The 26,651-nt window shown below is 62.6% G+C and carries 20 protein-coding genes and 3 pseudogenes; 6 read left to right on the top strand and 17 right to left on the bottom strand.

What is annotated here, in order from left to right:
• Positions 1-12 precede the first annotated feature (12 nt).
• The 4 genes from J2R78_RS05225 to J2R78_RS05240 form a co-directional block, all read right to left on the bottom strand.
• On the bottom strand, positions 13-1,776 hold the full coding sequence (locus J2R78_RS05225) for a DUF3363 domain-containing protein (RefSeq protein WP_253603340.1): 1,764 nt from the start codon (positions 1,774-1,776) through the stop codon (positions 13-15).
• 250 nt (positions 1,777-2,026) lie between these two features.
• Entirely contained in the window at positions 2,027-2,917 is an 891-nt protein-coding gene (locus J2R78_RS05230) for a lytic transglycosylase domain-containing protein (protein ID WP_253587702.1), read from the bottom strand.
• Positions 2,914-3,426 (bottom strand): S26 family signal peptidase, encoded by a 513-nt coding sequence (locus tag J2R78_RS05235; protein WP_253587703.1) that lies wholly within the window; start codon positions 3,424-3,426, stop codon positions 2,914-2,916. The genes J2R78_RS05230 and J2R78_RS05235 overlap by 4 nt, the downstream gene beginning before the upstream one ends.
• The gene (locus J2R78_RS05240; RefSeq protein WP_069279424.1) at positions 3,423-3,887 is read right to left on the bottom strand and encodes a DUF2840 domain-containing protein; all 465 of its coding nucleotides are present in this window, start codon (positions 3,885-3,887) and stop codon (positions 3,423-3,425) included. Before J2R78_RS05240 ends, J2R78_RS05235 begins: the two co-directional genes overlap by 4 nt.
• Before the next feature lie 575 nt (positions 3,888-4,462).
• On the opposite strand from J2R78_RS05240, the gene J2R78_RS05245 reads away from it, so the two are divergent.
• Complete coding sequence (locus tag J2R78_RS05245; protein WP_069279423.1) at positions 4,463-4,669, top strand: hypothetical protein; 207 nt, start codon at positions 4,463-4,465, stop codon at positions 4,667-4,669.
• Between the two features lie 404 nt (positions 4,670-5,073).
• Here J2R78_RS05245 and J2R78_RS05250 read toward each other — a convergent pair.
• The 9 genes and pseudogenes from J2R78_RS05250 to J2R78_RS05295 all read right to left on the bottom strand — a co-directional run bounded on the left by J2R78_RS05250 (position 5,074) and on the right by J2R78_RS05295 (position 19,521).
• A pseudogene (locus tag J2R78_RS05250) lies at positions 5,074-5,977 on the bottom strand (replication initiator protein A).
• A gap of 3 nt (positions 5,978-5,980) precedes the next feature.
• Positions 5,981-6,259, bottom strand: coding sequence for an AlpA family transcriptional regulator (locus tag J2R78_RS05255; RefSeq protein ID WP_081334860.1), 279 nt, complete (start codon positions 6,257-6,259; stop codon positions 5,981-5,983).
• An 858-nt stretch (positions 6,260-7,117) separates the two neighbouring features.
• Positions 7,118-7,438, bottom strand: coding sequence for a DUF736 domain-containing protein (locus J2R78_RS05260; protein WP_018458991.1), 321 nt, complete (start codon positions 7,436-7,438; stop codon positions 7,118-7,120).
• A gap of 604 nt (positions 7,439-8,042) precedes the next feature.
• Positions 8,043-8,474: a hypothetical protein gene (locus J2R78_RS05270; RefSeq protein WP_253587704.1), complete on the bottom strand. Its 432-nt coding sequence runs from the start codon at positions 8,472-8,474 to the stop codon at positions 8,043-8,045.
• Between the two features lie 140 nt (positions 8,475-8,614).
• Entirely contained in the window at positions 8,615-9,532 is a 918-nt protein-coding gene (locus J2R78_RS05275) for a DUF2493 domain-containing protein (RefSeq protein WP_253587705.1), read from the bottom strand.
• Positions 9,533-9,911: 379 nt separating this feature from the next.
• Positions 9,912-10,973 (bottom strand): toprim domain-containing protein, encoded by a 1,062-nt coding sequence (locus J2R78_RS05280; protein ID WP_069279420.1) that lies wholly within the window; start codon positions 10,971-10,973, stop codon positions 9,912-9,914.
• Positions 10,954-15,249 (bottom strand): strawberry notch-like NTP hydrolase domain-containing protein, encoded by a 4,296-nt coding sequence (locus tag J2R78_RS05285; protein ID WP_375166979.1) that lies wholly within the window; start codon positions 15,247-15,249, stop codon positions 10,954-10,956. Before J2R78_RS05285 ends, J2R78_RS05280 begins: the two co-directional genes overlap by 20 nt.
• A gap of 528 nt (positions 15,250-15,777) precedes the next feature.
• Positions 15,778-17,904, bottom strand: coding sequence for a ParB/RepB/Spo0J family partition protein (locus J2R78_RS05290; protein WP_253603342.1), 2,127 nt, complete (start codon positions 17,902-17,904; stop codon positions 15,778-15,780).
• A 423-nt stretch (positions 17,905-18,327) separates the two neighbouring features.
• Positions 18,328-19,521 carry a DUF932 domain-containing protein gene (locus tag J2R78_RS05295; protein WP_253587707.1) on the bottom strand — a complete coding sequence of 398 codons (1,194 nt, stop codon included), beginning with the start codon at positions 19,519-19,521 and terminating at the stop codon, positions 18,328-18,330.
• Positions 19,522-20,483: 962 nt separating this feature from the next.
• On the opposite strand from J2R78_RS05295, the pseudogene J2R78_RS44930 reads away from it, so the two are divergent.
• Positions 20,484-20,863 (top strand): annotated as a pseudogene (locus J2R78_RS44930) (hypothetical protein).
• A gap of 244 nt (positions 20,864-21,107) precedes the next feature.
• Here J2R78_RS44930 and J2R78_RS05305 read toward each other — a convergent pair.
• Together J2R78_RS05305 and J2R78_RS05310 are read right to left on the bottom strand one after the other, a co-directional pair.
• Positions 21,108-21,431 carry a DUF736 domain-containing protein gene (locus tag J2R78_RS05305; RefSeq protein WP_069279415.1) on the bottom strand — a complete coding sequence of 108 codons (324 nt, stop codon included), beginning with the start codon at positions 21,429-21,431 and terminating at the stop codon, positions 21,108-21,110.
• A gap of 1,409 nt (positions 21,432-22,840) precedes the next feature.
• A protein-coding gene (locus J2R78_RS05310) for an IS630 family transposase (protein WP_141343507.1) occupies positions 22,841-23,783 on the bottom strand; the annotation gives its coding sequence in 2 pieces (ribosomal slippage) (positions 22,841-23,443 and positions 23,445-23,783; 942 coding nt in all).
• Positions 23,784-24,004: 221 nt separating this feature from the next.
• Here J2R78_RS05310 and J2R78_RS05315 point away from each other — a divergent pair.
• The 4 genes from J2R78_RS05315 to J2R78_RS05330 all read left to right on the top strand — a co-directional run bounded on the left by J2R78_RS05315 (position 24,005) and on the right by J2R78_RS05330 (position 25,320).
• Positions 24,005-24,301 (top strand): DUF3422 family protein, encoded by a 297-nt coding sequence (locus tag J2R78_RS05315; protein WP_253587709.1) that lies wholly within the window; start codon positions 24,005-24,007, stop codon positions 24,299-24,301.
• Positions 24,207-24,764 carry a DUF3422 family protein gene (locus J2R78_RS05320; protein WP_253590489.1) on the top strand — a complete coding sequence of 186 codons (558 nt, stop codon included), beginning with the start codon at positions 24,207-24,209 and terminating at the stop codon, positions 24,762-24,764. The genes J2R78_RS05315 and J2R78_RS05320 overlap by 95 nt, the downstream gene beginning before the upstream one ends.
• On the top strand, positions 24,713-24,835 hold the full coding sequence (locus J2R78_RS05325; RefSeq protein ID WP_253587710.1) for a DUF3422 family protein: 123 nt from the start codon (positions 24,713-24,715) through the stop codon (positions 24,833-24,835). The genes J2R78_RS05320 and J2R78_RS05325 overlap by 52 nt, the downstream gene beginning before the upstream one ends.
• Positions 24,836-24,921: 86 nt before the next feature.
• Positions 24,922-25,320: a DUF3422 family protein gene (locus J2R78_RS05330; protein WP_253603345.1), complete on the top strand. Its 399-nt coding sequence runs from the start codon at positions 24,922-24,924 to the stop codon at positions 25,318-25,320.
• A gap of 131 nt (positions 25,321-25,451) precedes the next feature.
• On the opposite strand, the pseudogene J2R78_RS05335 reads toward J2R78_RS05330, so the two are convergent.
• Both J2R78_RS05335 and J2R78_RS05340 read right to left on the bottom strand, forming a co-directional pair.
• Positions 25,452-25,777 (bottom strand): annotated as a pseudogene (locus J2R78_RS05335) (DUF736 domain-containing protein).
• Between the two features lie 600 nt (positions 25,778-26,377).
• Positions 26,378-26,560 carry a hypothetical protein gene (locus J2R78_RS05340; protein WP_069279412.1) on the bottom strand — a complete coding sequence of 61 codons (183 nt, stop codon included), beginning with the start codon at positions 26,558-26,560 and terminating at the stop codon, positions 26,378-26,380.
• Positions 26,561-26,651: the final 91 nt, after the last annotated feature.

Here is a 26,651-nt window from a genome sequence, read left to right on the forward strand (position 1 = left end):
TTGGAGAGATTGCTAGAGGCCGAGGTCGCGCTTCCGACCAAAGCCCCATTCGATGCCGCCGCCATTCTTCACGACGCCGGTGACGTGTTGGCCGAGCCTCCTTTCGAGTTCGCGCGACCAGGGCACAAGCTGGAAGCCAAGCCCATTGTCGATCATGGCGAAGCGTCCCGAGGTGAGCGTCAGCCGCTGGCGATACGTACCCGCCACATGCTCCCCGGAGTCAGGCTTAACGTACGGGAGCCGGGTCTCGGCCGAGACTTTTGCGGCCACCTCGTCCAGTTCACGCCGGCGCAGCGTGTTCAGGAGGTCGCGCTGCAAGATGATGCGTGGGCCCTGCCGCCGCGCCAGGCCCTCCCGGATCAAATGCTCGGTACGGGCTTCCAGCGCTTCGCGGGTCTCGCGGCCGAATCCGCCCATGGCGAGCGGCATGGGGTCCCGTTCAACCAGCCGATGGTCGAGCCAGGTTGCCCCTCGTGCCGTGATCTGGCTACCGAGATCGAGATCGGAGCGTGTCGCGAGAACCAAAGTCGGCCGCGGATCGCCGGCCTGACCGAAGCGTCGGACTTCGACGACGCCGCCGAGCGCCGGTGCCTCGTCGAAAGCATCGAGCCCGCGGAAGCGCACGTAATGCGCGCGCCCGTCCGTTCCGTCGATCAAGGCGTAGGCCTCGCCAGTCAGTTCGTCATGCAATCCACGGTCGACCAGACGTCCGATGATCTGGGGCGTCTCCAGTCCACCCTCGATAACGAAGTCGGCAACGCCGCGCGCTTCCCCACGCTCGGTGAAGGCGCGGTGCATGGTCTTGATGACGTCGCCGCGCATGCCGAGGTCGCGCAAGCTGCGCTCGGCTTCGAGCCCGACCATCCATTCCCCGGGTAGCTCGGATGTGGCAAGGCCCATCTTCTCCAGATGCTGAAGGCGACCGACCATCAGGCGCCGGATCTCGGGATCGGACTTGCCGGGATTCTCTGGGCGAAGATCGATGGAGCCCGTCTCATCTGCCGCCAGCCGGATCTCCCGATCGAGCCGCGTCCATCGTTCCGCGGTGACCTCCCTCTCCAGCGAATTGCGGATCTCGTGCTCCGGCTTTGGACCCAGTTCGATGGCGACCAGTTCCTCGGCGCGTGAGCGCAGGCCCTGGCTGATGTAGTCGCGGGAGATCACGAGATCCGCCCCTTCCTTATCTACGCCACGAACGAGAAGATGGACGTGAGGGTTGTCGGTATTCCAATGATCGACAGCCACCCAGTCGAGTCGCGTTCCAAAGTCGGCTTCCATCTGCTTGGCGAGGTCGCGGGTGAAGGCCTTCAGGTCGGTCATGTCGCCAGCGTCCTCCGGCGAGACGATGAACCTGAAATGATGGCGGTCGTCCTTGCACCGTTCTGCGAAAGCCGCGCCGTCAGCACGGTCGCTGCCGGCATCAAACATCTCGGCCCGCTCACCGCTCCGGGTCACTCCGTCGCGTTTCAGATAAGAGAGATGGGCGGTCAGTGGCGCCGAACGGAAGGCACGCCCTTTGTGACGAACCACGCGCGCCTTCACCACGACGCGCCGGGTCGGGCTGAACAATCTAGCGCGACTAAAGGCGAGCCGGCCGCGGCCAAACGTCGAGCGCCCATAGACCACGGAGCGTCTGCCAGCCGCAGCCTGCCCCGAAGTGTGACCGGCTTTCTTCGCGGCACGTAGCACCTGGTTGATGAAGCTCTTTTGCTTCGGCGCACGGGTACTGCGGATGCGCCCAGGCCGAATGCGCAGGTTACTGTCGCGCACGCTCACGGAAGGGCCTCCCAACGATCAAAAGCGCCTACAGTGCCGAAAACGCCTTTGATTGCATTCGTCAAAATGCAAGGCGCGGCACGCGCCCCGACCGACCGGCACGCCGGCACCCAAGCCATGTCAATGGCTTGCGGTTCGGCCGGCGAGCCCCTTTTATCTCGCCGTCCAGCTGTCGTGCTTGTGCGCTCTCCTCGCTCTTTCGCCAATTGCTCGCTGTAGCACGCCATGGCTTGCGAACCTGCCGATATGGTCATTGCGATCCTCCCGCCTTCGACCCAGGGACGAACACACCAATAGGCCGGGGGACCATGGGCGAGACATCGTGCACCGAGATTGCAGCCTTGGCGCCACTCGAAGGCATGAGCTCTGCCGATCGATCGCGCATTCTCGTCAGATCAACCCATGCGACGAACAACGTTTCAGCCGTCGATGGATGCCTGTCGGCGGTCCTCGTCGCAGGCAATTCGATGCCAAGCAGAGCTGCAAGCTTTGCCACATACGCTTGCGTCTCGGCTGGCAAAGCGTCGCCCGCAAGAAGAGCTTCATAGCGAGATGGTCCCGCGTTGTACGCCGCAAACATACCGGGCGAGCCATAGCGATCGAGCAATTCACGCAGATACGCAGCCCCAGCCAGAATGTTGTCGTGTGGATCGTAAGGATTGCTGCCTAGACTATAGCGCTTGCGAAGTTCCCCCCAGGTCGCCGGCATGATTTGCATCAGGCCAATTGCGCCCTTGGGCGATCTGGCATGCACGTCTCCCGCGCTTTCGACGCTCAGCACCGAACGTATCCATGCTGACGGGATCGCAAAGCGTTGTGCGGCTTCGTCGATGAAGCCCGCGAACGGGTGTGTGCCCTGACGGATCGCTGGAAATGCGATCGGCCCGTCCTCAGCTGAAGCAGCATTGCCCGATGCGGTCAGAAGGAGCACCAGGGGCACCACACGCGCGACGGATCGAGCCAAGCAGGCCACCGTGCTCGCGCCCGTCCAGGGTAAAGCTGCTTCGTGCCGGCCGCTCGGCCGGCCTTGACCACCCCTGCGCGCGTCGACCTTGATATCGATCGGAACGGGGGAATGGTCCCGCAATGGACCGAACAAAGGAATGGCGGCGATGTGAACACGTGGAACACGCACGCTCATTCCTCCCGTGTCCAGACTGGGAACGCACGTCCGATTACGGCGGAAGCCGGGATAAATCCAAAATATCGACCGTCCAGGGAGTCGCTGGACTGCCAGTTCATCAGAAAGAGTTCGTCTTTGCCGACGACGCGACAGCCCTGCCATTTCGGCAGCGGCCGACCACGTCCGTCGCGATCGCGGGCCTCGCCGACTGTAATGTCATCAACCGAAATCGTGAGGCCGGATCTGCAGACAGTCTGTCCGGGCAGCGCGAGCACCCGTTTAAGCATTGGGACGCCGATGGGCAGATAGCCGTTAAGGTCGAGGAAGGTCGCAAGCGGCTCTGGCGGCTGAACGGCGACCAGTTCGGTAACCTGGAAGCCCGTTGCCGGTCGTAAACGATAAAGACCGGTTGGCACGCTCGTCGATGCATTCCAGATGTAGAGAGGAAGCGGCTCCAGGGCGGTAGCCCCGACCAGCGCAGCGGCGACCCCAAACGTCGTTGTCAACGTCATCATGCGGCGTCTCATCGCGTCACTCTCCGGCGATGGAGCCATGCCTGGTGGCGGGTTTTCGTGTAGGGACGCGGGTTTTCATTGACGGATAGGCGGTTGTGGACGTGATGCCAGTGATCTGGAGCGACGTCGGCGGGATCGATGCTGAGCGCCTCGACTGCGTCGATCATCTGCAGCACGCGTTCGACCTTTGGCCAGCCGGAGAGCCGCAGCAAAATTTCTCCGCCGGGCTTCACATAGGGCACAGTCGAGCAGCGTTGTCCCGGCGCGACCGAGCGCAAGATGTCGATCCGCGAAATGATCGTACCGAAGTCGTTGGAGGTCCAACGGACAAATGCAAAGATGCTGTCAGGCGCGAATGATAGGACGCGCCGATGACGATCAATCTTCCGTTCCTCGACGATACGACCGAACCGAATGCGGTTTTCGATTCGCTTTTCGAGCCACAGCAGTTCCACTTCGGTGAGATCGCTCATGCTGCCGCTCCCCAACGATCGAGCTGGGAGCCGTATGCTTTGAGCGTCGTTAAGCACGCGTGACACTCCTGAAGGTTAGCAGGACTGGCGCCGCGGCGTTGCCAGTCACGTCTCATGCAAGTCGTGGTCTGATCCGCTAGACGAAATCCGGAGCATTTCCGGGTAATCGGGGTGCTGACTTGTGCCCCCTCGCCGGCCGCATTGCGGCGGCGGCGCCTCGCAATGATTCGCGAATGGAGCGCGCGGCGCGCGGCGTCGATCGACGGTGAAAGCGAACGGCGGACTTCTATCCAGGTCCTGACGCCTCGCTGGAGGCGACGAACATTTGCGCGGTGGATGGTGACGGCAAGCTCGTCCGGGGGACGACACTTGAGACGGCCCCTGACGCAATCGAGCTGGTCCTGGCAGAGTGAGGAATCCACCTCAAGCGCGTCGACCTGGAAACGTTCTCGTACAGCGCATGGCTGTTCACGGCGCTCGTCCAAAGGCGCCTCCCCGCGCTTTGCATCGAGACGCGCCATGCCGAGGCGGCGCTGAACGCGACCTACCGGAACGACACCAAAGATATTGCGCAGATGATGCGGACCGGCTGGTTCCGCGCAGTCCACGTCAGGCCGGAGAGCGTGCAAACGTTGCGGGCGCTGCGGGTCGGGCGGACGGCGCTGCTCGGCAAGCTGCTGGATATGGTGAACGCGATCCGCGACTCGTTGCGCACGTTCGGGCTCAAGGTCGGCGACGTATCGGCAGGCCGTCTTGAAGCCATCAAGCATTGCGCTTGTTAGCCTGACCGCCCATTCTCCAGATTCCGGCATGTGGTGGCTTTGGTGCCAACCACGCATGTCGCCGAGTTCTCCTCGACGAGCGAGCTGCCGCAAGGGAACACAAGGAGTGTAATACGGTGACCCCGACCTAGGCGTTCGCGCGGTACTACGCGCGACCGCATCTGTAGGTTCGAGAAACGAGTTGCATTGCAAGAAAGCGTGGCGCGTGGGAGAGCAAGTGCAAGAGGCATCGCTGCAGGCGTGGCCTGCTTGTTGATAAAACGTTGGGGTCAGTAGGTTAGTGAAGTGAGCGCGCTCGTAAAGCGCGGAGAAGCAAACAATTAAGCTCAATTTCGGACCTCGACAGCAGGAGGATTGGGTTCCCGATGGCACGAGGGTCGCGGTCCTCGATAGCACGAGCTGATTCACAGATTGTTCTCCGAATTTGGAATAAGACCGCGCATGCGCAGGCACGCCGTGAAGGGACCACCAAGCTTCGGTACGAAGTTCAGCCGCTCGGTACCGTTCGGATCGCGCGTGAACACAAGCTGATAGCCGGGCAATGTCTGGCGTTGGACGATCTGACAGACGGCGTCGGCCAAGTGCTTGAGCGGCGAGAGAATGCCGGACTTGGCATGGAGATCCACAAAGGTCGGGAAGCTCGAGCCGCCGTGGTGGCGCCCACCGTGCTTGCGCATGAGCGAGTAAAGGCGATGGTCGATTCCGCCTGTCAGGTTGAAATAGGGTGCGACGGATCGTCAGCACGAGCCTGTGATCAACCACACCCGTATAGAACCAATCAGGCAGGATCAGCTCGAGACCAAATGAACGCCCGTTGACATCGACCGTCTCCTTCCATTCGTTGATCCAGGAGCAACGATGCGGTCGCCATTCTGTCGGCTGGCGGATCGGAGTTTGCACTGTCATTGATTGCGGTCTGTCGAGCCCGGTCTTTAGCCGGCCATATTCCCGCGCGCTGGTGTCGCGAGCGACAAAGGTCGAAATCTCGTAACGCGTTGCAGCCATCAGGCGCGACGTTTTCAAACCGGTGTCACGGGCTTCGACGATTTGGCGCACGGCCCAGATCGGCACATCTGCATCCGAAATGGCCGCCATGCCGTGTTTCCGCATGGCTTCGACGCGAATTACGATCGTGCCGGCACAGAAATCGATTGGCACGATGCGATTTGTCTTTGCGCGTGAGAAGAAAGGATAAGCCACGAGATCCTGCGCATCGCGCGGCGCGAGATTGGCAGGATGGGCGCGAAACGGGGCAAGCTGCTCGCGCTCTGAACGGCGGCGGTGCGCCGAGGATTTGCTAATGGACATTGCTTAGCGCCGCTCTTTACCTGCATAAGGAATTGGCGCATGCCGTTTTGCGGGCAGTACGGTGCCGGTACCGGGATCGGAAGTCGATTTCTTCTTGCCCAGTTCGGCCCAGGCTGTCAGGTCAGCTACCGAGTAGACCACACGCCCACCGATCTTGTGATATTCCGGGCCGGTTCCGTACGTTCGATGTTTCTCCAAAGTGCGGCCAGACAAACTCAAAAAGCGCGCGGCTTCGGACGTTCGTAGGTAACGCGGCGTCTTACCCGCGTTCGGATCGGACATTTGAAAAGCTCCGTGATCGTCTGGAGCGCGAACGAGGTTCGCCGCGCGTCGACGGCCACCATCGCGGAGTAGCAGCGCTTAGGGGGATGCCGAAGATGACGGAGTGATTTTCGATACCCCTACGGAAGGCCTATTCGTCCTCGCGCCCGGGCCACAGAAGCTTGCGATAGAAGCCGCCCACCAGCGATTGCGCGGGCGAGCGCGCGGATAGCAGAGCTCGGGCGCTTGCCCCTGCTATTTGGACGATTGATCCCAAGCTTGAGCTTTGCGCGCGGCCGTTCATCGTGCGCCAGAGTAACTGGGCTACATATGCCCGTTAGTCGCCATCAAACGTCAACTCGGCTGCGTATGACGAACCGACTACCTGCGGCTCCCTGGACCAGATGCGGTGCTCCACCGAATCGACGCGCAGAACCGCAGTCCACTCATTGGGCGCGACGCACCTGCCCGGCCGCAAGATCGAACCGTAGCCGAGACGCTGAACTTGCGAGAAATGCGGCTGCTGCGATCAAGATCGGCCGCACTCATAGCGTCGCCGTAGCCGGTAGAATCGTTCGACAACAATAGGAACGATCGCTCGCTCAGCTCCCGTATAGCGCTGGATTCAAGGAAATCATGGCTGAAAATCCGCGTCGGAAACCCGACGATCTACTTATTACGCAGGAGGAGCGAGCGGGTTTAAGCCGCCAAAGCACTGCGATCTCTCAGCAAGCACTACCGTGCTCGGACAGATTGCTGAAGCGTCGGGATCGAACCGGGGGCCTGCTCAAGAGCGCCGCGCGGCCTGGCAATCGTAAGCCGCCTCAGTCCAGTTGCGAAGCGCCCCGCCAGGTGGCGGGGCGCAGCACTCGGCTCAACTCACTCGCCGTTCTTGCGCGGCCGCGACCACAGCAGCGTGTAGCCCTCGCCACCTTCGTCGTCGAACAGGTTGGCGTAGATCGGTGCGTTGAAGGAGGGATCGTCGAGCTTGAGCGAGAGGTAATCGCGGCCCTCCTCGGAGCGCTTCGACCAGGCGGCCCCGATCTCGGCCCGGCCCACATAGATGCGGTGGCTCGGAGCGTTGTCGTTGGAGCGGTTGGTCTCGGCGACGATACGGACGCCCCTGGCTTGCAGACTCAGGGTGACGATCTCGCCCTGGAAATCGTTGCCGACCTTCTTGAAAGAACCGATGTTAGCCATGTCACTTCTCCTGTTGTGTTTCGAGCCCGCGACCACCGCGGCCTCGATGGCGATCTAGAGGCCGGGGACGATCGGCGACGCACCCCTCGCGGGCCGGAGCGCAGCGGAGGACGCCGTTGTGGCGACTTTCTTGTCTCGCGAGGAATGGGCTTTAGCCCAGGGGAAGAAAGTCGCATCAACGGCGTTGCGGCTCAGACGATCGAGGCGAAGCCGGTCTTCGGCCAGATCAAGCCATCAAGGAGGCCACGTGCGTCCGCGTGCTGAACCGCAATCTCAAGGAGGAGACTGGCGAATCTCGGTTGAGCTGCACAAGATGTCGGAACGATTCAGCGAAGAGAAAGAAACAATCTGCCGCGAAGGGCGGTATCGTCCATGAAAGAACATCGAGAACACGCCGCGCGCCACCGCGACCACGTGGGCCGGGCCGAGATCGCCAGCCTGGTCGAAGCGCTCCGAAGAGGGCCGCGATTACCTCTCGCTCCAGGTCCCTTGACCCACATTCAATATGCCGATCCAGGCGAACCCGTTCGACGAGGACGCTGACGAAGGATCATCCCTCGCGCGCGGCGGCCGCAAGAACGGTTGAGACGGTTGCTCCACCAGCCTAGCCGGCTCGAACAGGCGGGCCTCTGCGAGCAAGAACCGTCAAGCGCGTCCACGTCGTGCCGCCAATGCAAAACGCGCCCAAACAGGCGAAGGCCTCACGCCAGGCCAGCGACGGCACCGCGATCTGGGACAGGGCGAACACCACATTGTAGCCGGCGATGGCAGCTGGAACGGCGAATATGGTCGCGATCACGAGGCGCAGAGCCAGCGATCGGGTAACAGCGAAGGCGACGTCACCGGCGGCAAGTGTCAGCGCGCCGGCCACACTTCCGACGAGCAGCGCGCCGATGACGCCGGCGCCACCGTGGAACGCTATCATCCCGCAAATGAGTGCGACGAAAAACGACAAGGCATGCACTGCCAGCACGAACATCGCCCAGCAGAACAAGCCGATGCCGAGCGCATTGAGAACAAGCCCAAGGGCGGGCATGGTGGCGGCTCCATTTGCATGGATTTGCAAGTCGCGCCTTCCACCACCACCATGGCGCAACTTCGGATATAAAGTCTGAACGAGGCGGAGTTGCGGCGCGCACAACTCCGCTTTGATGGTAGGAGACAAGAAGACTGCGCTCACGCGCCGCCGAACCTCCAAACGGGGATGCCGAAACGCTTCGCCTTGTCGGCGAGGTTGTCCTGGATCCCTGAACCCGGAAAGTGCATGACGCCGATCGGTAACAGTTCGAGCATGGCGTCATTGCGCTTGAAGGGTGCCGCCTTGGCGTGCTTCGTCCAGTCGGGCTTGAAAGCGATCTGGGGCACCTTGCGACTGGTCGCCCATTTGGAGGCGATCAGTTCGGCCCCTTTGGGCGAGCCGCCATGGAGCAGGACCATGTCGGGATGCTTGGCATGAACCTTGTCGAGGCGATCCCAGATGAGGCGATGGTCGTTGAAGTCGAGCCCGCCGGTGAGTGCGATCTTCACTCCATGCGGCAACATGACCTCGGTCTCGGAACGATGCTTGGCGGCGATGAAGTCGCGGGAGTCGATCATCGCTGCGGTGAGCGTGCGGTGGTTGACCAACGAGCCCGATCGAGGACGCCAGGACGAACCGGTGTGGACCTCAAATCGTTCGATCGCGTGGTCGCGGAAGAGTTCCAGGCAATTTCTGCGCTCGATCAGCGTGATGCCCTCCGCGGTCAGGCGCTCGAGCTCAACCGATCGCACCTCGGACCCGTTCTGCTCTCGCTGGCTCTTGTGCTGCGCTTGTTCATTGTCGTCGAGCTGGCGTTCCATGCGCTCGACGGCACGATGAAACAGGTTGACAGTCGACCAAAGGAGCTCGTCGAGGTCCGGCTCAAGCCGCGTACCGCTCAGAGTGGCAACCAAGGCGTCAAACAGATCGACGACGGCGCCGGCGATCATCTTGCCCTCGGGAAGAGGTCTTGGATCTGGCCGGTCGTCGAAGGGACGATAGCCGAAGAGCTGCAATTCGCTCAGGACGTGGTCGGTCGGAGACTGTGCCGGTTCGATGTCGTCATGGTCGGTCATGGGAAGAGGTCCTTTGCCGGGTTGGCCGCGCCCATCGCGGCCTTCGTAGCGATCACTCAGACGGCGGGCGGAACGGGCCGGCACCCGTAAGCGGCTCGTCCGCCGAAGCCCGGCAGGGCGTAGGCGGAAGCGTCAGGGCCGAAGCGGCAGCGGAGGATGGCGGAGGCCGGCTATTTTGCTTCGCGATGCAAAGCGCGCCGATCGGATCACTGGCGTACCTTCCCCATCGCCTGCGCGCGGCGGAAAATAGCCGGACGCAGCCATTGCCGGACCGGACCGCTTGCCGTCCGATCGCGCTCTAGAAGGCCGTGGTCGCGTGCTCTTCCGGCATTGGCCTAATCTACGACTGACCCATCGCGATCGATCGATGGATAGCGGCTTATTCAGCGGCCAGCGTGGGCGAATGGAGGAAGCGGTCGACGTCTTCTGGTACGAGTTGAAGCCGCAACACTGCTCGGAGGGCCTCACGGCCGAAGATGTGCAGATCTTCATTGAAGTCGCCCAGCCGAGGCGACAATGCGATCGCTTCAACGCCGGCATCTGCCGCGCGCTGGGTGAGGATAGCCTGTACGGCATCTCCGGCGGCATCGGCGTCGCGGGCGATGTAGAGGCGACGTAGCCCGGACGGCAGCAACATGGCCGAAAGGTGATTGGCCGACAACGCGGCGGTCATCGGCAAGGTCGGCAGTACGTAACGCAGCGACAGCATGGTCTCGATGCCCTCGCCGGCAGCGAGCACGTCGTCCACCCGGCCGAAACGCACGGCATTGCCGAGCAGGTCGCCCATCGCCCGTCGTGGCGTGTCGATCGGAGCTTTGCCGAGCCGGACGCGATCAAAGCCGTCTGGATCGAGCCATGTGCGATGCACGCCGGAGATCCGTCCATCGAGATCCGTGACGCGGGCTATCATCGCTGGCCATGTTTCGGTCGGCAAATGCTCGTCCGGTCGATAATAACAGCGTGGGTGGAAGCGCAAACTGTCGCCATGGTGGATGCGGGCTATTCCGCGACGCTGCAAATAAGCTTCGACCATCGTGCCGTCGATTGGGCTGGACATGGCAAAGAGGCGACGGGCGGCTTCCTGCGATCCGGCCGGCACTGCTGGACCAACGAATTCCGGGGTGGGTTGCTGTTCAGAACGAGGCAGCTTCAGAAAGCGTCTCGCCTCCCCGGTCACTTCGCGAAAGTCTCGCAAGGCCAGACTTTCGCGGATGACATCGAGGAGGTCACCATGTTCTCCGGTCGCGGCATCGCTCCACTTACCGGCGGGACCTTTCGGCGACTGCTGCAGCCGTACGAACAACGAACCGCCCGGCGCGTTGTGGACGTCGCCGACCACCCAATACCGTCCCACCCGCTTGCCATTGGAGAGATAGTGCCTGCATACCGCCTCGGCCTCTCGCGCGAGGCGGCGTGCCAATTCAGAGGCATCGCGCGGCATCACGCGGCCTCCCGCCCACCAATGCGCGCAACCGGATAGCTGTCGAGCACCTTCGACAGGATCTCGACGCCGCTTGCGTCCGCGGGCACAAACATCCGCAGCTTCCAGGAGATGATCTCGCCAAAGAGCCCATAAGCCCGCAGACGATCGCGCATGGTGTCGTTGAATCCGACAGCTCGATGCGGGCTGCGCCCATCACCCGCACACGGCGAAGCTTCAGCCCCTCCGCAAGATCGAGGACGATCTGTCCCTCCATCAGCGCGGCAAAGGCGGCGTCCGGCGCCATCGAAGGCGCATCAGCGGCAAGGACGTTCGCGACCCAGGCGGCGGAGACCTTGCGGCCGATGATGCGTTCGCCCGCATCGGTCTGGAGACGATAGACGCGGGTCGATTCGTTCGGCAGCCGCTTCCAGATGGGTAGTAGCAAGCCCGCCACGATGTGGATCGTACTTTCCGTGAACTCCGGTACCTCGGCGAGTTCCATAAGCCAGGCGGCGGCAAAGCGTTCCCGATCCGCTTCGGCCCAATGGCTTTCCGCCATCATGTCGAGGGCGACGCTGTGCTGCTCCATCGGCCGTACCAGGCGGATGCGCCGCTCGATCTCGCCATCGTCGAGCATGAAACTCGGGGCCGGAAGCTGCACGGCAGCACGGCCCGAGCGCTCATTGAGCAACAGGATCGCGTGATGGTCGGAACGGCGAGCCAGGGCGTCATCGAGACCGATGGGATGATTGCGCTGGCGCTGGACGATGGTGAGCAGCCGGGTCTCCGCACCAGTCCCGGGGTGGGTGTAGATCGTCCGCCGGTCGGTGACGACAAAACTCTCGGCGCGGAGCGTTTCCAGTCCAATGTCGTAGGTGCCGGAGCTAACCGCGCCCTCGATCCGAGCAGTCAAAAGCTGATCGAAGGCGGTGAACAGAATGTTCTGTAGGTCGATGGTGAGCGCCAGCAAGCGATTGAGGAACGTCGTGATCGGCGGCAGGTCGTCCCTCAGCCCATTGGCATCAGTCAGCTTCAGGCCGGTCGCATCCTCAAATCTCGCGAGCGAGCAGCCGTCGACCTTGCCTCGCAAGAGCAGGACATAGAGTTGACGCAAGGCATCACGCCCGTACTGGCTTTCGAGATTATCCTCTGGCCGGAACAGGCCCTGCCCTCCGGTCTGGCGCTGACCGCGCGTGATGGCACCCAGTGTGTCGAGCCGGCGGGCAATGGTGCTGAGAAAGCGCTTTTCGGCCTTCACGTCGGTCGCGATGGGACGGAACAGCGGCGGCTGCGCCTGATTGGTACGGTTGGTCCGGCCAAGCCCCTGGATCGCGGCATCGGCCTTCCAGCCGGGCTCGAGCAGGTAATGGACCCGCAACCGTCGATTCCGGGCTGACAGTTCGGCGTGGTAGCTCCTTCCCGTGCCGCCTGCATCGGAGAACACGAGGATGCGCTTGACGTCATCCATGAAGGCCGAGGTCTCGGCTAGGTTGGCCGAGCCGGCTCGGTTTTCCACCACTAGCCTGCCCCTCTTGCGAACGATGCGGCGCGAGCGACCGGTCACTTCCGCGACCATGTCCGTGCCAAAGCGCTGGATGACCTGATCCAATGCGCCGGGTACCGGCGGTAGCGATGCGAGCTTCTCGATGAGGCGGCCGCGGCGCGCAACAGCCTCCCGGCTCTCGACCGGTTGGCCGTCACGATAGACAGGCCGGGAGCAGGGGTTGCCCTCCGAGTCGGTAAAAGGCTCGTAGAGCTGAACCGGGAAGGAATGGGCGAGATAGTCGAGCACATATTCGCGAGGCGTGATGTCGACCTGGACGTCGCCCCACTCCTCGGTCGGAATCTCCGCGAGCCGACGCTCCATCAGCGCTTCGCCCGTTGACACGATCTGGATCACGGCGGCATGGCCGGCGTCGAGATCGCGCTCGATCGACCGGATCAGCGAAGGGGTCTTCATCGAGGTCAACAGATGCCCGAAGAAGCGCTGCTTGGCGCTTTCGAAGGCGGATCGCGCCGCAGATTTTGCCTGCGTGTTCAGCGTCCTGGTTTCGCCGGTTATGTTGGCGGCCCGCATCGCCGCGTCGAGATTGTTATGAATGACGCTGAACGCGCCAGCATAGGCATCGTAGATGCGAACCTGCTCCGGCGTCAGCTTGTGCTCGACCAGCTCGTACTCGACGCCCTCATAGGAAAGCGAGCGGGCGGAGTAGAGACCGAGCGCTTTAAGATCACGCGCCAGCACCTCCATGGCCGCCACCCCGCCCTCCTCGATCGCCTCGACGAACTCGGCGCGCGTGCCGAACGGAAAGTCGGCGCCGCCCCAAAGGCCGAGGCGTTGGGCATAAGCAAGGTTGTGCACCGTGGTGGCGCCCGTCGCCGACACATAGACCACGCGAGCATTCGGCAAGGCGTGCTGGAGCCTCAGCCCGGCGCGCCCCTGCTGAGAGGCCGCCTGGTCGCCGCGCTCGCCTTTGCCCCCGACCGCATTCTGCATGGCGTGGCTCTCGTCGAAGACGATCACTCCGTCGAAGTCGGAGCCCAACCATTCGACGATCTGCCTGACGCGCGAAAGCTTCTCGCCACGCTCGTCGGTGCGTAGCGTGGCATAGGTGGTAAATAGGATGCCCTCCGAAAGCCGGATCGCCGTGCCCTGGCGAAACCGCGACAGGGGCGTAACCAGCAGGCGCTCCATGCCGAGCGCCGACCAGTCGCGCTGCGCATCCTCGATCAGCTTGTCGGATTTGCTGATCCAGACCGCCCGGCGGCGGCCCTTGAGCCAATTGTCGAGCAGGATCCCGGCGACCTGCCGTCCCTTGCCCGCACCGGTGCCATCGCCCAAGAACCAGCCGCGACGGAAGCGGACCGCGTTCTGAGCGCCCTCGCAGGCGGCGGCCACGACATCAAATGTCGCGTCGACCGTCCAGAAGCCTACCAGCAACTCGCTGTGTGCTTCGCCAGCATAAATGACGCTCTCGAGCTGGGCGTCCGACAGAAGTCCATCTGTTACCACACGCGACGGCAGGTGCGGACGATAGGTCGGCTTCGGCGGCGCGACGGACGCCATCGCCGCGGACTGCACGAGTTCGGTCGGATGCGGGCACGATCCAGGAATAAGGATCGACTGCAACCCGTATGTCTCATAAAGGGCATCGGTCAGTCGGGCTTTTTCCGGCGGCGACCACTCGGCTGTCGCGTAGTCGAGCTCCAAGCCTTCTGGCGCCGCGCTTCCCGAGGTGGACGGTGAACACAGTGCAGCGGCGGCGCTCGATTTCGACTTGGCGGAATGACGGATAAGGTCGGCCGCTACCGACGTCGCGATGGGCAGCCTGGGAGGCACATGCTGGGTCACCCAGTCAAGCAAGGTCCCGACATGGCTCGCCCTGCCCAATGAAGCTGGAAAGGCCTTCGGATCAACCGCCGCCAGCTTGTCGACCACAAGCAGCCTTGTGTCCGTTTGTGTTCCATGCCTAGCGTACACGGCGCCGTCAATGGCGGCAGAAAACGCCACCCGACCGCGTTCCTGGAGACGAACAAAGGCTTCCGTCCATGCCGGATTCTCCGGCGCGAGGCTGGCGCCAACGATCGCGACAAGACGCCCGCCGTCGCAAAGCCGTGCCAAGGCCGAGGTGATGTGCCGGAGGGCCGCGTCCGGCATCGGTCGTTCGACATTCGCCAGCGCCGAGAACGGCGGGTTCATCAAGACGACGCTCGGGGCGACGCTCGCATCGAGATGGTCATCGATTTGGGCGGCGTCGAAGCGGGTGACTTTAAGATTGGCGAACAGATGATCGAGCAATGTCGCGCGCGCCTCGGCCAACTCGTTCAACACCAAGGCGCCGCCCGAAAGCTCGGCAAAGATAGCGAGCAAGTCCGTCCCCGCAGAGGGCTCGAGAACGCGATCGGCGGGCGTCACGTCCGCCGCCGTAGATGCGACAAAGCCGAGCGAAATCGGCGTCGAGAATTGTTGGAGTGCCTGGCTATGCTCGGAACGCCGCGTATGGGTCGGCAGACCGCTCGCGATCCTCGCGAGCATCGGCAGCATGGCGGCCGTCGAGCCAGCCCGGGCGCGCATGGCCGGTCCGAACTTGCGAAGGAATAGAACGGTCGCCGCCTCGCAGACGTCATAGGCGGTCTTCCAGTTCCAGGCGCCGGCCGCGTCCGAGCCGGCGAACGCCGCCGCCATGGCACTGCGCAGGACGGCGGCATCGATGCGACGGCCGCGTTCGAGCTCGGACAGGAGATTCTGTGCGGCACGGAGGGCGGCGGAGGTGAGACTTGCAGCGGCACGCATCGAGAGCGGCGCGGCGGCGGCGCCGCCGGCGAGAGATTCGGTCATGTCAGTGTCTTTCGGAGAGCGGGGATGGGGCGAGCCGGCTGGCGCTCTCTCTGGACCGTGCCGGCTCAAACCCGTCCCGGCCGCTCTTTGCCTCTCATGACCCGGCCGACCCTCACGGCGAGCCCAAAACCCTCGGCCCGCCGAACAAGGCGAAATGCACTGCCGGCACGGCGTGGGCTGACCCGCCGGCCTCACGGCGTGACCTGAGCGATGAACTCCTCGAGGAGATCGTTGGTGGACTTGCCGAGGATTTGATTGGCCGAGATCACAACGACCGCGCCGCCAAAACCATCGGCACGCATCCACTAACAAGCAAAGGAGGAAACGGCCGATACATGCTCCGGCGTCAGCGAGCGCCGCACGATGTCCTGAACGATGAATTCCCGCTCATTGGAAAGCCGAAAGCCCGGCACGAAGCCGGGCGCGGGATGAGGATTGCGATGGAAGGCGTGCGGGACGGCCTCAGGCCGTCCCGCGATAGCTTCATTCGGCGGCATCGAGCTGTGGTTCGGCGTCGTCGTCGCCCCCGTCCTCCTGCCCTTGGTTGGCGAGGAATTCGGGGAGCGGGCCAGCCTCCGCCTCCTGTTCCGTTGACGCGGCGGTGGCGTCGACAAGACGCAGGAGCTCCGGCAACCAGCCCGAACCATCGAGAAGACGCTCGGCCTCCTTGGCCATGTCGGTCTTCTTCAGGTGATCGATCAATTGCGCGGACGATTCACCTCGTGCCTCCCGCACCGCCTCCAGAATACGAGGCTTGGTGACGCGGCCGAGATAATTATCGACTGTCGGTCTCCAGCCGGATTGAACCATGTCGAGGCCGACGGCGCGTGCCAGCACATCGGCCTGGCGGAGCCGAGAGCTGAGGCCGTCGGCGGAGACACGGCCCTGATTGTAACGGTTGGCCGGCTCATGGACGGCGTTGACCGCAAATGACGCACAGTGAGCGAACAGGGATGCCTGTGCGGCACCGTCAAGGACCGTGAGCGCATCCCACAGGTCGTTCTCGCTCTTGGGCAGCTGCGCCCTCCAGGACTCGTGCCGGGCCTCAACGGCCTTGGCAGACGCGCTTTCCCTGAGCCCGGGGGCTTGAGCGGGAAAGGTCGGCGTGCGCAGTCCGATCTCCAGACACGTGCCGGACGATCCGTCACGGTAAAAGGCCGTCAGCACGAAATTGTGCAGCACCGCCTGGAACGCGATTGCCGGATTTTCTGCCAGCGCATTGCGCAATGCCAACGTACGATGCGCCGTCAGTTCGGTGATGAGCCGATCCGGCAATGGCCGTGCCACATCCTCATCGCCCTCCTCCGGCTCGCTCGATTCACCGGCGAGCGAAATCGTCGTGCGCTGAACGGACGCGCCGGGCTCCTGCCCTTGGGTCAAGGATGCATCGATACCTCGTTCGCCTTCGTCGACCACAGACGCCTCGTCCTCCGGTCGGAGATAACCCCGATTGACCGAAAGCCGCCCTTCGCCATCGATGCTGACGAAGACGCCCGCCCTGGCCATCTGGTCCGGCTCGAAGACGCCCGGCCGGTCGTTGAACGCTTCGAGCGTCTGCTCGAGTTCGCCGAGCCGCGCGTCCACCTCCTCGGGCAGTTCGTCCGCGCCTTCAAATCTCGTCTGAAGCACGTCGTATTCGGCCTGGAGAGCATCGAAGCGCGCCTGCTCCTCGGCGTTGAGAGCCTCCGGATCTGAGTCGAGCCGACGGAGGCCGTGGTCATGGCCGTAGGGAAAGCTGGCGGCGGTGACCTCGATCCACTTCCAGCCTTCGGCGGCGATCGTCTCGGCATCTGTCCGCAACTTCTCAGCCACCAGACGCTCCAGCAAAGCGACGTCCTCGAGCCAGCCGCCGCCATCTTCTTCGAACAGATCACGCAGCACCTTGCCGCCGGCCGCTTCATAGGCCGCGAGGCCGACAAATCGGACGCGCTTGTCGGATCCCCGCACCGCCCGCTCGGTCAGAAGACGCCTGATCTGATATGGTTCGTCGTAGCCCGACTTGCTGACGTTCTCCCAGACCTGTTCCTGTCGGGCGTGATCGTCGGTAACGGAGAACGCCATCAGCTGTTCGAGCGACATACCCTCGTCGGCGTAAATGTCGAGCAGCTTCGGGCAAACGGCCGCAAGCCGCAGCCGCTGCTTCACCACGTTGACCGAAACGAAGAAGATGGCGGCGATATCCTCCTCGGACCGCCCTTGCTCGTGCAGGGTGTGGAATGCCCGAAACTGGTCGAGGGGATGAAGCGCGACGCGGTGCACGTTCTCGGCGAGCGAGTCCTCTTCCGCGGTGACCTCGCTACCCATGTCACTGACGATGCAAGGGACTGGCGCCGTCTTTGCCAGACGCTTCTGCGCTATCAAAAGCTCAAGCACGCGATAACGGCGGCCGCCGGCCGGCACCTCGAACATGCCGGTTTCCTGGCCTTCACCGTCGAGTACGGGCCGGACGTTGAGACTTTGCAGCAGGGAGCGCCGAGCGATGTCCTCGGCGAGATCCTCGATCGAGATGCCGGCTTTGAGCCGCCGTACATTGTTCTGACTCAAGACGAGCTTGCTGAAGGGAATGTCGCGCGACGGCGACAGCTTGATCTTCTGAACGGCCTTTGCCATGTTAGTTTCTCCGAAAACGGGCGGCCGGGAGCCTCTCTCTCGGCCTCCAACCCGTTCGCAAACAGGCCCCCCTCCTCTCGCTCTCGCTGTTCCAACGAACGATGGCGATGATTGGCGGCTGCCGCGCTGTCGGAAAACTGGGTCGCGCCCTCGGATCTTCTTGGGTCTCGATCTCGGATGCGATCCGGATCGCCCCCTCGCTTTCGAAGCCGAGGTCGTGGAAGTGCTTCTCCATCGACGACCGGGGGACCATCACCCAGTTTGGGCTGAGACGTGGGCGACCGCTCTACCGCCCAAGCTCCGCCGCGGATCGTCGCCCGCGACGGACATGACCGTTTCCGCGAGAGGGCAGCGCGCGAACTCGCGAACCGACAAAGCGCAGACGGGCCGAGCCGGAGAGCGCAATCTCCGGCTCGGCCGAAACTACGCCACGCGGTCGAGCAACTTCTTGGCCTTGGCCTCCATGTCCAGGCGGACATCCTGGTGCGGCTTGTCGCGCGCGAGCGCGGTGATGCCTTGCACGAAATCGAAGATGCTTTCAGGCGGGCGGCCTTCCTCCACCAGCACCGCGCCGATCACCTTGCCTGCCTCGGCCCTGGAGAAGCCGCGGCGGCGCAGAAACTCGGTGCGATCCTCGTCGCTGCGTGCCACGATCCGCTCGCGGGCGGCTTTGATGCCGTTGACGAAGGGCATCGGTGAGGAGTTGGCGAAGCTTAGCAGTGCCGGGGCCGCCTCGTGAGCAAAGCGGGAGGCTGCGTATTTGGAATGACGGATGGTCATCTCCTCGAAATCTTCCACGCCCCACAGATTGCGATTTTGACAAACCGCACGAAGATAGAAGCTCGCCATGCCGAGCGTCTTCGCACCGACTTCCGAGTTCCAGCAATAGAAGCCCCGGAAATAGAGGTCGGGCGAGCCGTCCCGGAGACGACCGGCTTCGATCGGGTTCAGGTCATCGACCAGAAACAGGAAAACGTCCCTGTCCGATGCATAGAGGGTCGTCGTGTCCTTGGAAATATCGACGCGGGGATTGTAGATGCCACTTGACCAGTCGAGCACACCGGGGACCTTCCACCGTGTATCGCCTGTGCCATTGCCAGCGATGCGCTGTACGGCCTCAACCAGCTCGTGGTCGTAGATCCGGCCATAGTCGGGACCGGTGACGGCACGAAGCTCCACCCGGTTATCCTCGGTCTCGAGCGTCTTGATCTGCTCGGCCCGATTGGCGGTCAGGCCATATTGCAGGTTGATGGCTGCGAGGGCCGCGGGGAGCTGCCGCAGGTAGGCGGCCGGAGCGCCAACCTGGCTTGCAAGCTGGCCGAAGCTCCAGTGGGTCGGCGCGACTGGCCTGTCCGAGCCGGGCAGCATCAGGGCCAAGCGCTCGGGATCGGCACTTCTTGCCTCGACATGGATGAGCGCGCTTTCGACCACGCGCGTGCGGCTGCGGTCCGTGCGATCGCGCACCGTGCGGGCCAGGTCGTTGAGCGACAGATAACGTTCATCCGCCGGACGGCAGAACCACTCCGAGGACACCCGACCAACGCACTCGCCGCGGCTGACATCCACTTTGTAACCGCAGCTGGCGTTGCGGCCGGCATCAACAATCTGCGTATTCATGGGAGCAATCTCCATGACGGGCGCCGGAAGACTCTCCTCCGACCTTCAACCCATCATGGCCAGGGCCGCTCCCCTCTGCCTCTCCTATATCGTCAGTCCAACGCCCGCGGCCAAGACCCCAACCAGGACCCACGACATCCAGCCCCGCCGCAGCTTCCGTCAGGGATGGAAGCCCGCAGGGTGAAAACCCGGCGCAAGGCGGGGTTTCAGCGCCAGCCGACAGCCCGGTCCCGCAGGGAGACGGCAATAAACTCAGCCAACGCCTGCAAAGACATCTAACCGGAATCGAAGGCGGCTTGATAAAGCTGCTCGATCTTCGTGACTTCGTCTGGTGTCAACCGGGAGAATTCGTTGTCACGGGCGCCCTTTAGCAGCTGCCCTTCATCGAAGCTCCGCAAGGCGGGCTTCGCTGGGAAGATCCTGTTCGATGGTCCTCTGCACGCATGCGTACAGAAATTCCGCGTGCGGCGTTGCCTCGAAGAAGCGATAGAAGTCAGTTATCGTTCAAGATCTTAACGTTGCCGTGTGGGGTCGGCTCGCCTCAGGCGCGTGACGCGGCATGTAGATGCGCCATTTCCCTTGCATCAAGGATGCGGTGCTTTGTTCCGATAGCCGAAAGCACGCGTGGGACCGGGACAGCTGGCAGGCGTCAATCAGCGCTGCGCAGCTGGCGGCGATCGCGACCACTGGCAGCCTCAGATCATGAAAAACGCCCACCGGACCTGAAAACTTTGGTCGCATGGGCTCGATCCGTGAAAAACCTTCCCGATCGTGATTTCCGACCGCAATCTCACGAAAAAGCTTTCCCAAGGAAAAATATGCGGAAGATCCCACAAGCCACGATGCGCGACCCCGCCGGCGCCGGAAGCAGGGATGGCGCCATTTGTTGCAGGGGCGGGGCACCTCAAGCCAAAATGTAATCGTGCTACATAATCGTCGAATATGTAGCACGAAGATAACAAATGCCGACTCCTCATAATCCGCCGCCGTTCGACGAGCCATGCGCAAGCTTGGCGCTGACATCCACGACGCCCGCCGAGGCCGGCGGCTGCCGATGGCCGTCGTGGCCGAGCGCGCCTTCACGTCCCGTTCGACCCTGCAAAGAGTCGAAGCCGGCGATACCAATGTCAGCATTGGCATCTATGCCGGCGTCCTTCAGGCGCCTGGTCTGCTCGACGGTCTGAGCCAGATCGCCAACATCAGCAACGATCGCGTCGGACAGGCACTGGCCAGCGCCGAACTGCCCAAGCATGTCCATATCAAACGCAAGCCATCTTCAGGGAGCCTTTCGGACAAACACGAGAGGTCAAGTCGCCCTTCTAGGCTGCATGACATCCATTGATTGGGTCCGGCCCGCCGCGTTCGAAAGGCCCTGTTCCTTTATCGCCAGCCTCTGCCCCGACGAGCCTTGTCGGATGCACGGCACTCATACGCGCCGAAACCTGCGCTCGACCGGACGCGAATGCATCGCGCCAGATCGATCCGTGCATGCGAGTGGCCCATCCAGCGCCGAAGGGATTCTCGCTGGCGCGTGCATAAAAAAGAACCCCGCCCAAGACTGGGCGGGGCTTTGAAGGATCCGCGTCTCACTCGCCGTTCTTGCGCGGCCGCGACCACAGCAGCGTGTAGCCCTCGCCACCTTCGTCGTCGAACAGGTTCGCGTAGATCGGTGCGTTGAAGGAGGGATCGTCGAGCTTGAGCGAGAGGTAGTCGCGGCCCTCCTCGGAGCGCTTCGACCAGGCTGCGCCGATCTCGGCCCGGCCGACATAGACCCGGTGGCTCGGTGCATTCTCGCCGGAGCGGTTGGTTTCGGGGACGATCCGGACGCTCCTGGCCTGGAGCGAGAGGGTGACGATCTCGCCGGTGAGCTCGTTGTTGCCGGTCTTCTTGAAGGTGCCGATGGTCGCCATAGTGGTTCTCCTTGATCTGAAGTTTTCCGAGCCCGCACCTTGCGGCCTCGATGGTGATCGACAGGCCGGAGGCGATCGACGGCGCACCCCGAAGGGGCCTGACAGCAAAGGAGCAACTTTCTTGGCTCGCGCGAGGAATGACGGCGCAGCCGGCAGGGGAAGAAAGTTGTGACGCCGCTGTTGCGCCTTAGGCGGTCGAGGCGTCAGCCGTCCTTCGGGCAGATCACTCCATCAAGAGGCCGTTGGTGCGCTCGGCCTACAGAACTGACGTCAAGGAGAATGTGGCGAGTTCGACCGCACCGAGAGGCCGGCAAGTGAGTTCGATGGTGACACGCGCCCTCTCCCTTCAACAACGGTCGGATCTGGCGTCGTGATTACGCGTCGGCCGCGCGGCCCGTTCACATTTATTGTCGGCCGTATCTGTGATCCGCCGCTATTTGTCGATCGCTCACAACGATCGCCACGTATCTGCCCCCTGCGACATCGGTCGAGCCGCGACGCTCGCGCTGCTCTGAGTGACGCTTCAAAGACGAGGACGGCGAGCGCTCCAGCTGCGCGATCCAGTCAACCTCACTCGACGTGACGTTATCAGCCCATCGCCGAGCCTTGCCCCGCGGGTCCGGGCGCGGTCATTCGCAGGGCTCTGCATCGACAAATCCAACGAGAGCGTGGCCGCTCAAACAATGGCAGCGGCCGGGCGAGCGATCATCTTGCCGAAAACAGGCAATTCCCTATGGCCTGTGCCACGTGCGCATTCTGTCAGAATACAAGCGCGCGTCATGTCTGGAACCCGCCTCCGACTGTCTTCGAAAGCTACATTGCGTAAAAAAGACGCGAGAGTGCCCGTTCTATAGTGCTGGCCCAAATCCTGCACCGGCTCTCTGCGCCAGGAAGTTTGGCGATGGCAACAAGATGGGAGTCGAGTTTGGGCCTCGATCCGTCAATCGACAATGCGGTTGCCGCACCCGAGGTCGCTTGTGTGCACCACGCTGGGAGAACGGAAGACGTTCCTGCTTGCCACGACCTCGCGCGGCATCGGTCATGCCACCGGAAAACTGCTTTCAGAAGAGGGCCAGCGTATCTTCACTTGCACGCCGCATCCCTTCGGTGGCGGGCGATGTCGGTGGGATTCGGAGACAGACAACCATGTCCACGTAAATCTAGGCATTCGTCGGACGGCGCCGCGCGCCACCGCCAAGGTCGCGGAACGGCTTGCTGGCGCACCGCTACACCTATTGAGCCACAATGCCGGCATTTCGCCATAGACACCGGACCATACGTTGATGGTGTCATTCGAAAGCTGGATGAGGCTGCTTCATCTCAATCTGCCTAGGCCTGACCTTCCTCCCGCAAGACCTCTTTCCCGAGTTAAAGGCGGCCTCGCTAGAGCATTTTCCACATGATGTGGATCATCTGGTGTATCCAGCATGCCTAAAGTAGTTGGCACACATCTGCGGCGCAAACGACTTGACGAGTTTGCCGATGAGTTTGAGCAGGGCTTGGACCGTGCGGGTGGCGCCTTTGCGCAGCGCAGCTTTCAACCGGGAGAAGGCCTGTTCGATTGGATTGAGGTCGGGCGAGTAGGCCGGCAGATAACGCACGCGGGCGCCGACAGCCTCGATCGCCTCGCGGACACCGGCGATCTTGTGAGTGCGCAAGTTGTCCATGAAGACGATGTCGCCCTTGCGCAAGGTCGGCGCCAGGACTTGCTCGACATAAGCCAGGAACGAGGGCCCATCCATTGCACCGTCGATGACATAGGGCGCCGTGAGGCCATCGATGCGCAGCGCGGCGACAAGCGTCAGCGTCTTCCAGTGACCATGGGGCACGCCAGAGACGAGGCGCTCACCGCGAGGAGAGCGCCCATAGTGCCGGACCATCTTCGTCGTGACCGCAGTCTCGTCGATAAAGATGAGGCGCGGTGCACGCAGCTTGGGCTGCTCGGCTTTCAGCGCGGCACGCTCGGCAGCGACGTCAGGTCGATCCTGCTCGGCGGCGTGCAGTGTTTTTTTTGAAGGTGATGCTGTGACGGTCGAAGAAACGCCAGATCGAACCGATGCCGGCCTTTTGCTTTCTCTGAGAGCGCAGACGCGCGCGGATCTCCTCGAGCGTCAGGTCCGGCTCCGCGGCGATCAGCTCGATCAGCCACTGCTTGTGCTGCTCCAACGGCGAGCGGCTGTGCCCGGTGCCGGGCTTGGCCTCAACGTTTCCGGTCTTCCTCCAACGATCCATCCATCGGATCGTAGTCGAAGCGCCGAGATTGAGAATGCGCGCAGCCTCACGTGCGCTTTCGCCGGACTCAACAAGCTCAACCGCACGCACCCTGAGGTCCTTGGAGTATCCCTTCGCCATCGCATGCCCCGCATGTTGTCGCGGGCAACACCGAATCTGATTTGCGTGCCCGTGGGAATCCCCTTTGACTATTCCGATTCACCTCAACTGGAAACCGCTCTAGTGATCGTCGAATGACTCGATCAGCAACCTAGCCGCGCGCAACCGTTTCCCAGCACCGCCATTGCCTCCCGCGTCAAGGCTGACAGTTGCCTGCTCACCCTGAAGCGAGGCGTCAATACATGATCGATGAACTGGACCTACGAACCTTCACGCCACATCCGCAACGCGACGCTGTGCTCGGCGAAGTGCACGCGCGCCCTTTCACGCGCCTTGTTTCGCCCTTCAGCGTGATCCACTTCGCTTTTCTTGCACAGGGCGAGGCGGCCACAAGCGATCGCTGCCGCTTTATCGATTTTTGCGTCGAGCGCAATCTTACGCCGCCTGAGCAATCGGCGAAACTTCATCAAATTGTCATCGGGCCCGCTACGCTGGGAGCAGCATTCAGAATTTACAACATTCACCTGGATCTGGACTAACGCAAATTGTTCTGCCGCAGACCAATTTGACAAAGTTGATGGTACCGTCCGATCGCTGATCCGCGCGTTGCGTCAGACCGGGCAGTTGCTGGTCGCGATCAGGCTAGAAGTGGAGCAGGACGCCTCGCCGACCAGGCGGGCCGAACAGATTTTTGACAAGAACAGCCTGGCCATGGTTGCCACAAAGAGCGGCGCAGGCGTTGCGGCCTCAGACTTCCGCGTAGACGAAAAAGGCTTCACGAAAATCCTCGTCTGCGACCTCGGGTTGACGTCGCACGATCTCGGAGCGCTGGTGCAACGGCTCCTGGAAATCGAGACCTACCGTCCATTGGCGCTGCTTGGGCTGTCGGCGGCCCTTTTGCACCATCTGTTGATCGCATCGACCGCCGTCTTGTTGAGGCGCTCGAGAAAATGCAAAGCGGTGAGGGGCTGCAGTTCAACAACCATCTGCTTGCCGAGCTGACGGCGCTGGCCGCATCCTTCGAAAGAGGCGCGACCGGCAGCCTGTTTCGCTTCGGCGCCAGCAGGGCCTAAAACGAGCTGGTCCAATCGCGACTATCCATCATTGAAGGCAATGATGTCTCGGGCTATCCAACCTGTCGTCGTTTCTGGCGCGCCGCATGGCGCCGGCGATGCGAACCTGCGCGACTGTGGAGGATCGTCAGGCGACTCTGTCGGTCAAGCTCTCTCGTGCCGCCGATCTGTTGCGAACCCGGGTCGACGTCGAAATCGAACGACAGAACCGTGACCTGTTGCAGGCTATCAACGAGCGCGCGAGACAGCAACTTCGGCTGCAGTGCACGGTCGAAGGATTGTCGGTCGGGGCGATAGGATATTATGTGGTCAGCCTGTTTAGCTATCTAGCCAAGGGCGCGCATGATGTCGGACTGCGAGTAGAGCCCTCGTTCCTGACCGCAGCCTTCGTGCCGATCGCGCTCGGCGTGATCTGGCTGGTGAGTTACAATGTCCGAAAGCGACACCTCAAGCACGACGACGCGCCCTCGGTTACTTGCGACTAAAGCTCCTTGAGGGAATCGGTGCGTCCGTCCTGCGAAGCTCGCATGGTCGCGGTGCGACGCTGCCGCGCGGCCGGCTCCTGCGCAAGGTAATGCCCCGCCCGGACGAGCCGGGCGAGGCAGTGTAGGCCGGGTCAGTCGCCGTTGCGACGGCTGGGGCGGGACCAGATCAAGCTGAAACCCTCACCTTCCTCGTCGGCGAAGAGGTTGACGAAGATCGGGGCGGTGAAGCTCGGATCGTCGAGCTTGAGGCTCAGATAGTCGCGGCCCTCGTTGGAGCGCTTGGACCAGCCGGCCCCGATCTCAACTCGCCGACATAGACCCCGTGGCTCGGTGCGTTGTCGCCGGCGCGGTTGGTTTCGGGGACGATCCGGACGTTCCTGGCCTGGAGTGAGAGGGTGACGATTTCGCCGGTGAGCTCGTTGCTGCCGGTCTTCTTGAAGGTGCCGATGGTCGCCATGGTAGTTCTCCTTGATCTGAAGTTTTCCGAGCCCGCACCTTGCGGCCTCGATGGTGATCGACAGGCCGGAGGCGATCGACGGCGCACCCCGAAGGGGCCTGACAGCAAAGCAGCAACTTTCTTGGCTCGCGCGAGGAATGACGGCGCAGGCGGCAGGGGAAGAAAGTTGTGACGCCGCTGTTGCGCCTTAGGCGGTCGAGGCGCAGCCGCCCTTCGGGCAGATCAATCCATCGAAGAGGCCGTTTCGTGCGCTCGGCCTACAGAACTGACGTCAAGGAGAACGTGGCGATCTTCGAGTCCACCGAGAGTCCGGCAGTGAGTTCACTGGCGATCAGGCATCCTCTCCCTTCAACAACGGTCGGATCTGGCTTTTGTGATCAAGCTCGGCTGCATGCCTCACTCACGCCTGTCGTCGGCCGTATCCTTGAGACGCCACCGTTTGGTCCATGCCTTCAAAACGACTGCCACGAAGCCGGTCTCTCTGCGATGATCGGCCGAGCCTGGATGCCCGCACGACTCTCCGTTCAATTTCGACGATGAGGAGCGCGAGTACGCTGGAGGCCTTGTCCAGTCCCGCCGCAATCGATGTCACGCTATCAGTCACAGCAATAATAGCCCAGCAGGTCCGGACGCGGCCATTCCTGTGAAGCGAACAAACGCCGTGATGCTGACGGCAACGGCGCCGACGACGGCAAATATCGCCTGCCAGATCGGTGAAGGCATCGCCATCATGGCGATTCCGTGCGTGGCGCTATAACCGGCGAGGGTCGCGGGCAGGTGCATTCGGCGACTCGGAGACCTAAGCGCGCGATTTCAACTGCCCGCAGCAGATCAGTTCGTGAGGAAAAACAAATCGTTTCGCTCCGGCGAAGTC

This window comes from Bradyrhizobium sp. USDA 4538, from assembly GCF_024171045.1.
GTDB classification, from domain to species: domain Bacteria; phylum Pseudomonadota; class Alphaproteobacteria; order Rhizobiales; family Xanthobacteraceae; genus Bradyrhizobium; species Bradyrhizobium australafricanum.

Coding starts and splice junctions, on each gene's coding strand:
- J2R78_RS05255 (WP_081334860.1), bottom strand. CDS start 6,259: ATGTCCGATCCGAACGCGGGTAAGACGCCGCGTTACCTACGAACGTCC.
- J2R78_RS05245 (WP_069279423.1), top strand. CDS start 4,463: ATGATGCGGACCGGCTGGTTCCGCGCAGTCCACGTCAGGCCGGAGAGC.
- J2R78_RS05315 (WP_253587709.1), top strand. CDS start 24,005: ATGATCGATGAACTGGACCTACGAACCTTCACGCCACATCCGCAACGC.
- J2R78_RS05240 (WP_069279424.1), bottom strand. CDS start 3,887: ATGAGCGATCTCACCGAAGTGGAACTGCTGTGGCTCGAAAAGCGAATC.
- J2R78_RS05260 (WP_018458991.1), bottom strand. CDS start 7,438: ATGGCTAACATCGGTTCTTTCAAGAAGGTCGGCAACGATTTCCAGGGC.
- J2R78_RS05235 (WP_253587703.1), bottom strand. CDS start 3,426: ATGAGACGCCGCATGATGACGTTGACAACGACGTTTGGGGTCGCCGCT.
- J2R78_RS05275 (WP_253587705.1), bottom strand. CDS start 9,532: ATGACCGACCATGACGACATCGAACCGGCACAGTCTCCGACCGACCAC.
- J2R78_RS05295 (WP_253587707.1), bottom strand. CDS start 19,521: ATGAATACGCAGATTGTTGATGCCGGCCGCAACGCCAGCTGCGGTTAC.
- J2R78_RS05270 (WP_253587704.1), bottom strand. CDS start 8,474: ATGCCCGCCCTTGGGCTTGTTCTCAATGCGCTCGGCATCGGCTTGTTC.
- J2R78_RS05230 (WP_253587702.1), bottom strand. CDS start 2,917: ATGAGCGTGCGTGTTCCACGTGTTCACATCGCCGCCATTCCTTTGTTC.
- J2R78_RS05340 (WP_069279412.1), bottom strand. CDS start 26,560: ATGCACCTGCCCGCGACCCTCGCCGGTTATAGCGCCACGCACGGAATC.
- J2R78_RS05305 (WP_069279415.1), bottom strand. CDS start 21,431: ATGGCGACCATCGGCACCTTCAAGAAGACCGGCAACAACGAGCTCACC.
- J2R78_RS05280 (WP_069279420.1), bottom strand. CDS start 10,973: ATGCCGCGCGATGCCTCTGAATTGGCACGCCGCCTCGCGCGAGAGGCC.
- J2R78_RS05290 (WP_253603342.1), bottom strand. CDS start 17,904: ATGGCAAAGGCCGTTCAGAAGATCAAGCTGTCGCCGTCGCGCGACATT.
- J2R78_RS05285 (WP_375166979.1), bottom strand. CDS start 15,249: ATGCGTGCCGCTGCAAGTCTCACCTCCGCCGCCCTCCGTGCCGCACAG.
- J2R78_RS05325 (WP_253587710.1), top strand. CDS start 24,713: ATGCAAAGCGGTGAGGGGCTGCAGTTCAACAACCATCTGCTTGCCGAG.
- J2R78_RS05330 (WP_253603345.1), top strand. CDS start 24,922: ATGGCGCCGGCGATGCGAACCTGCGCGACTGTGGAGGATCGTCAGGCG.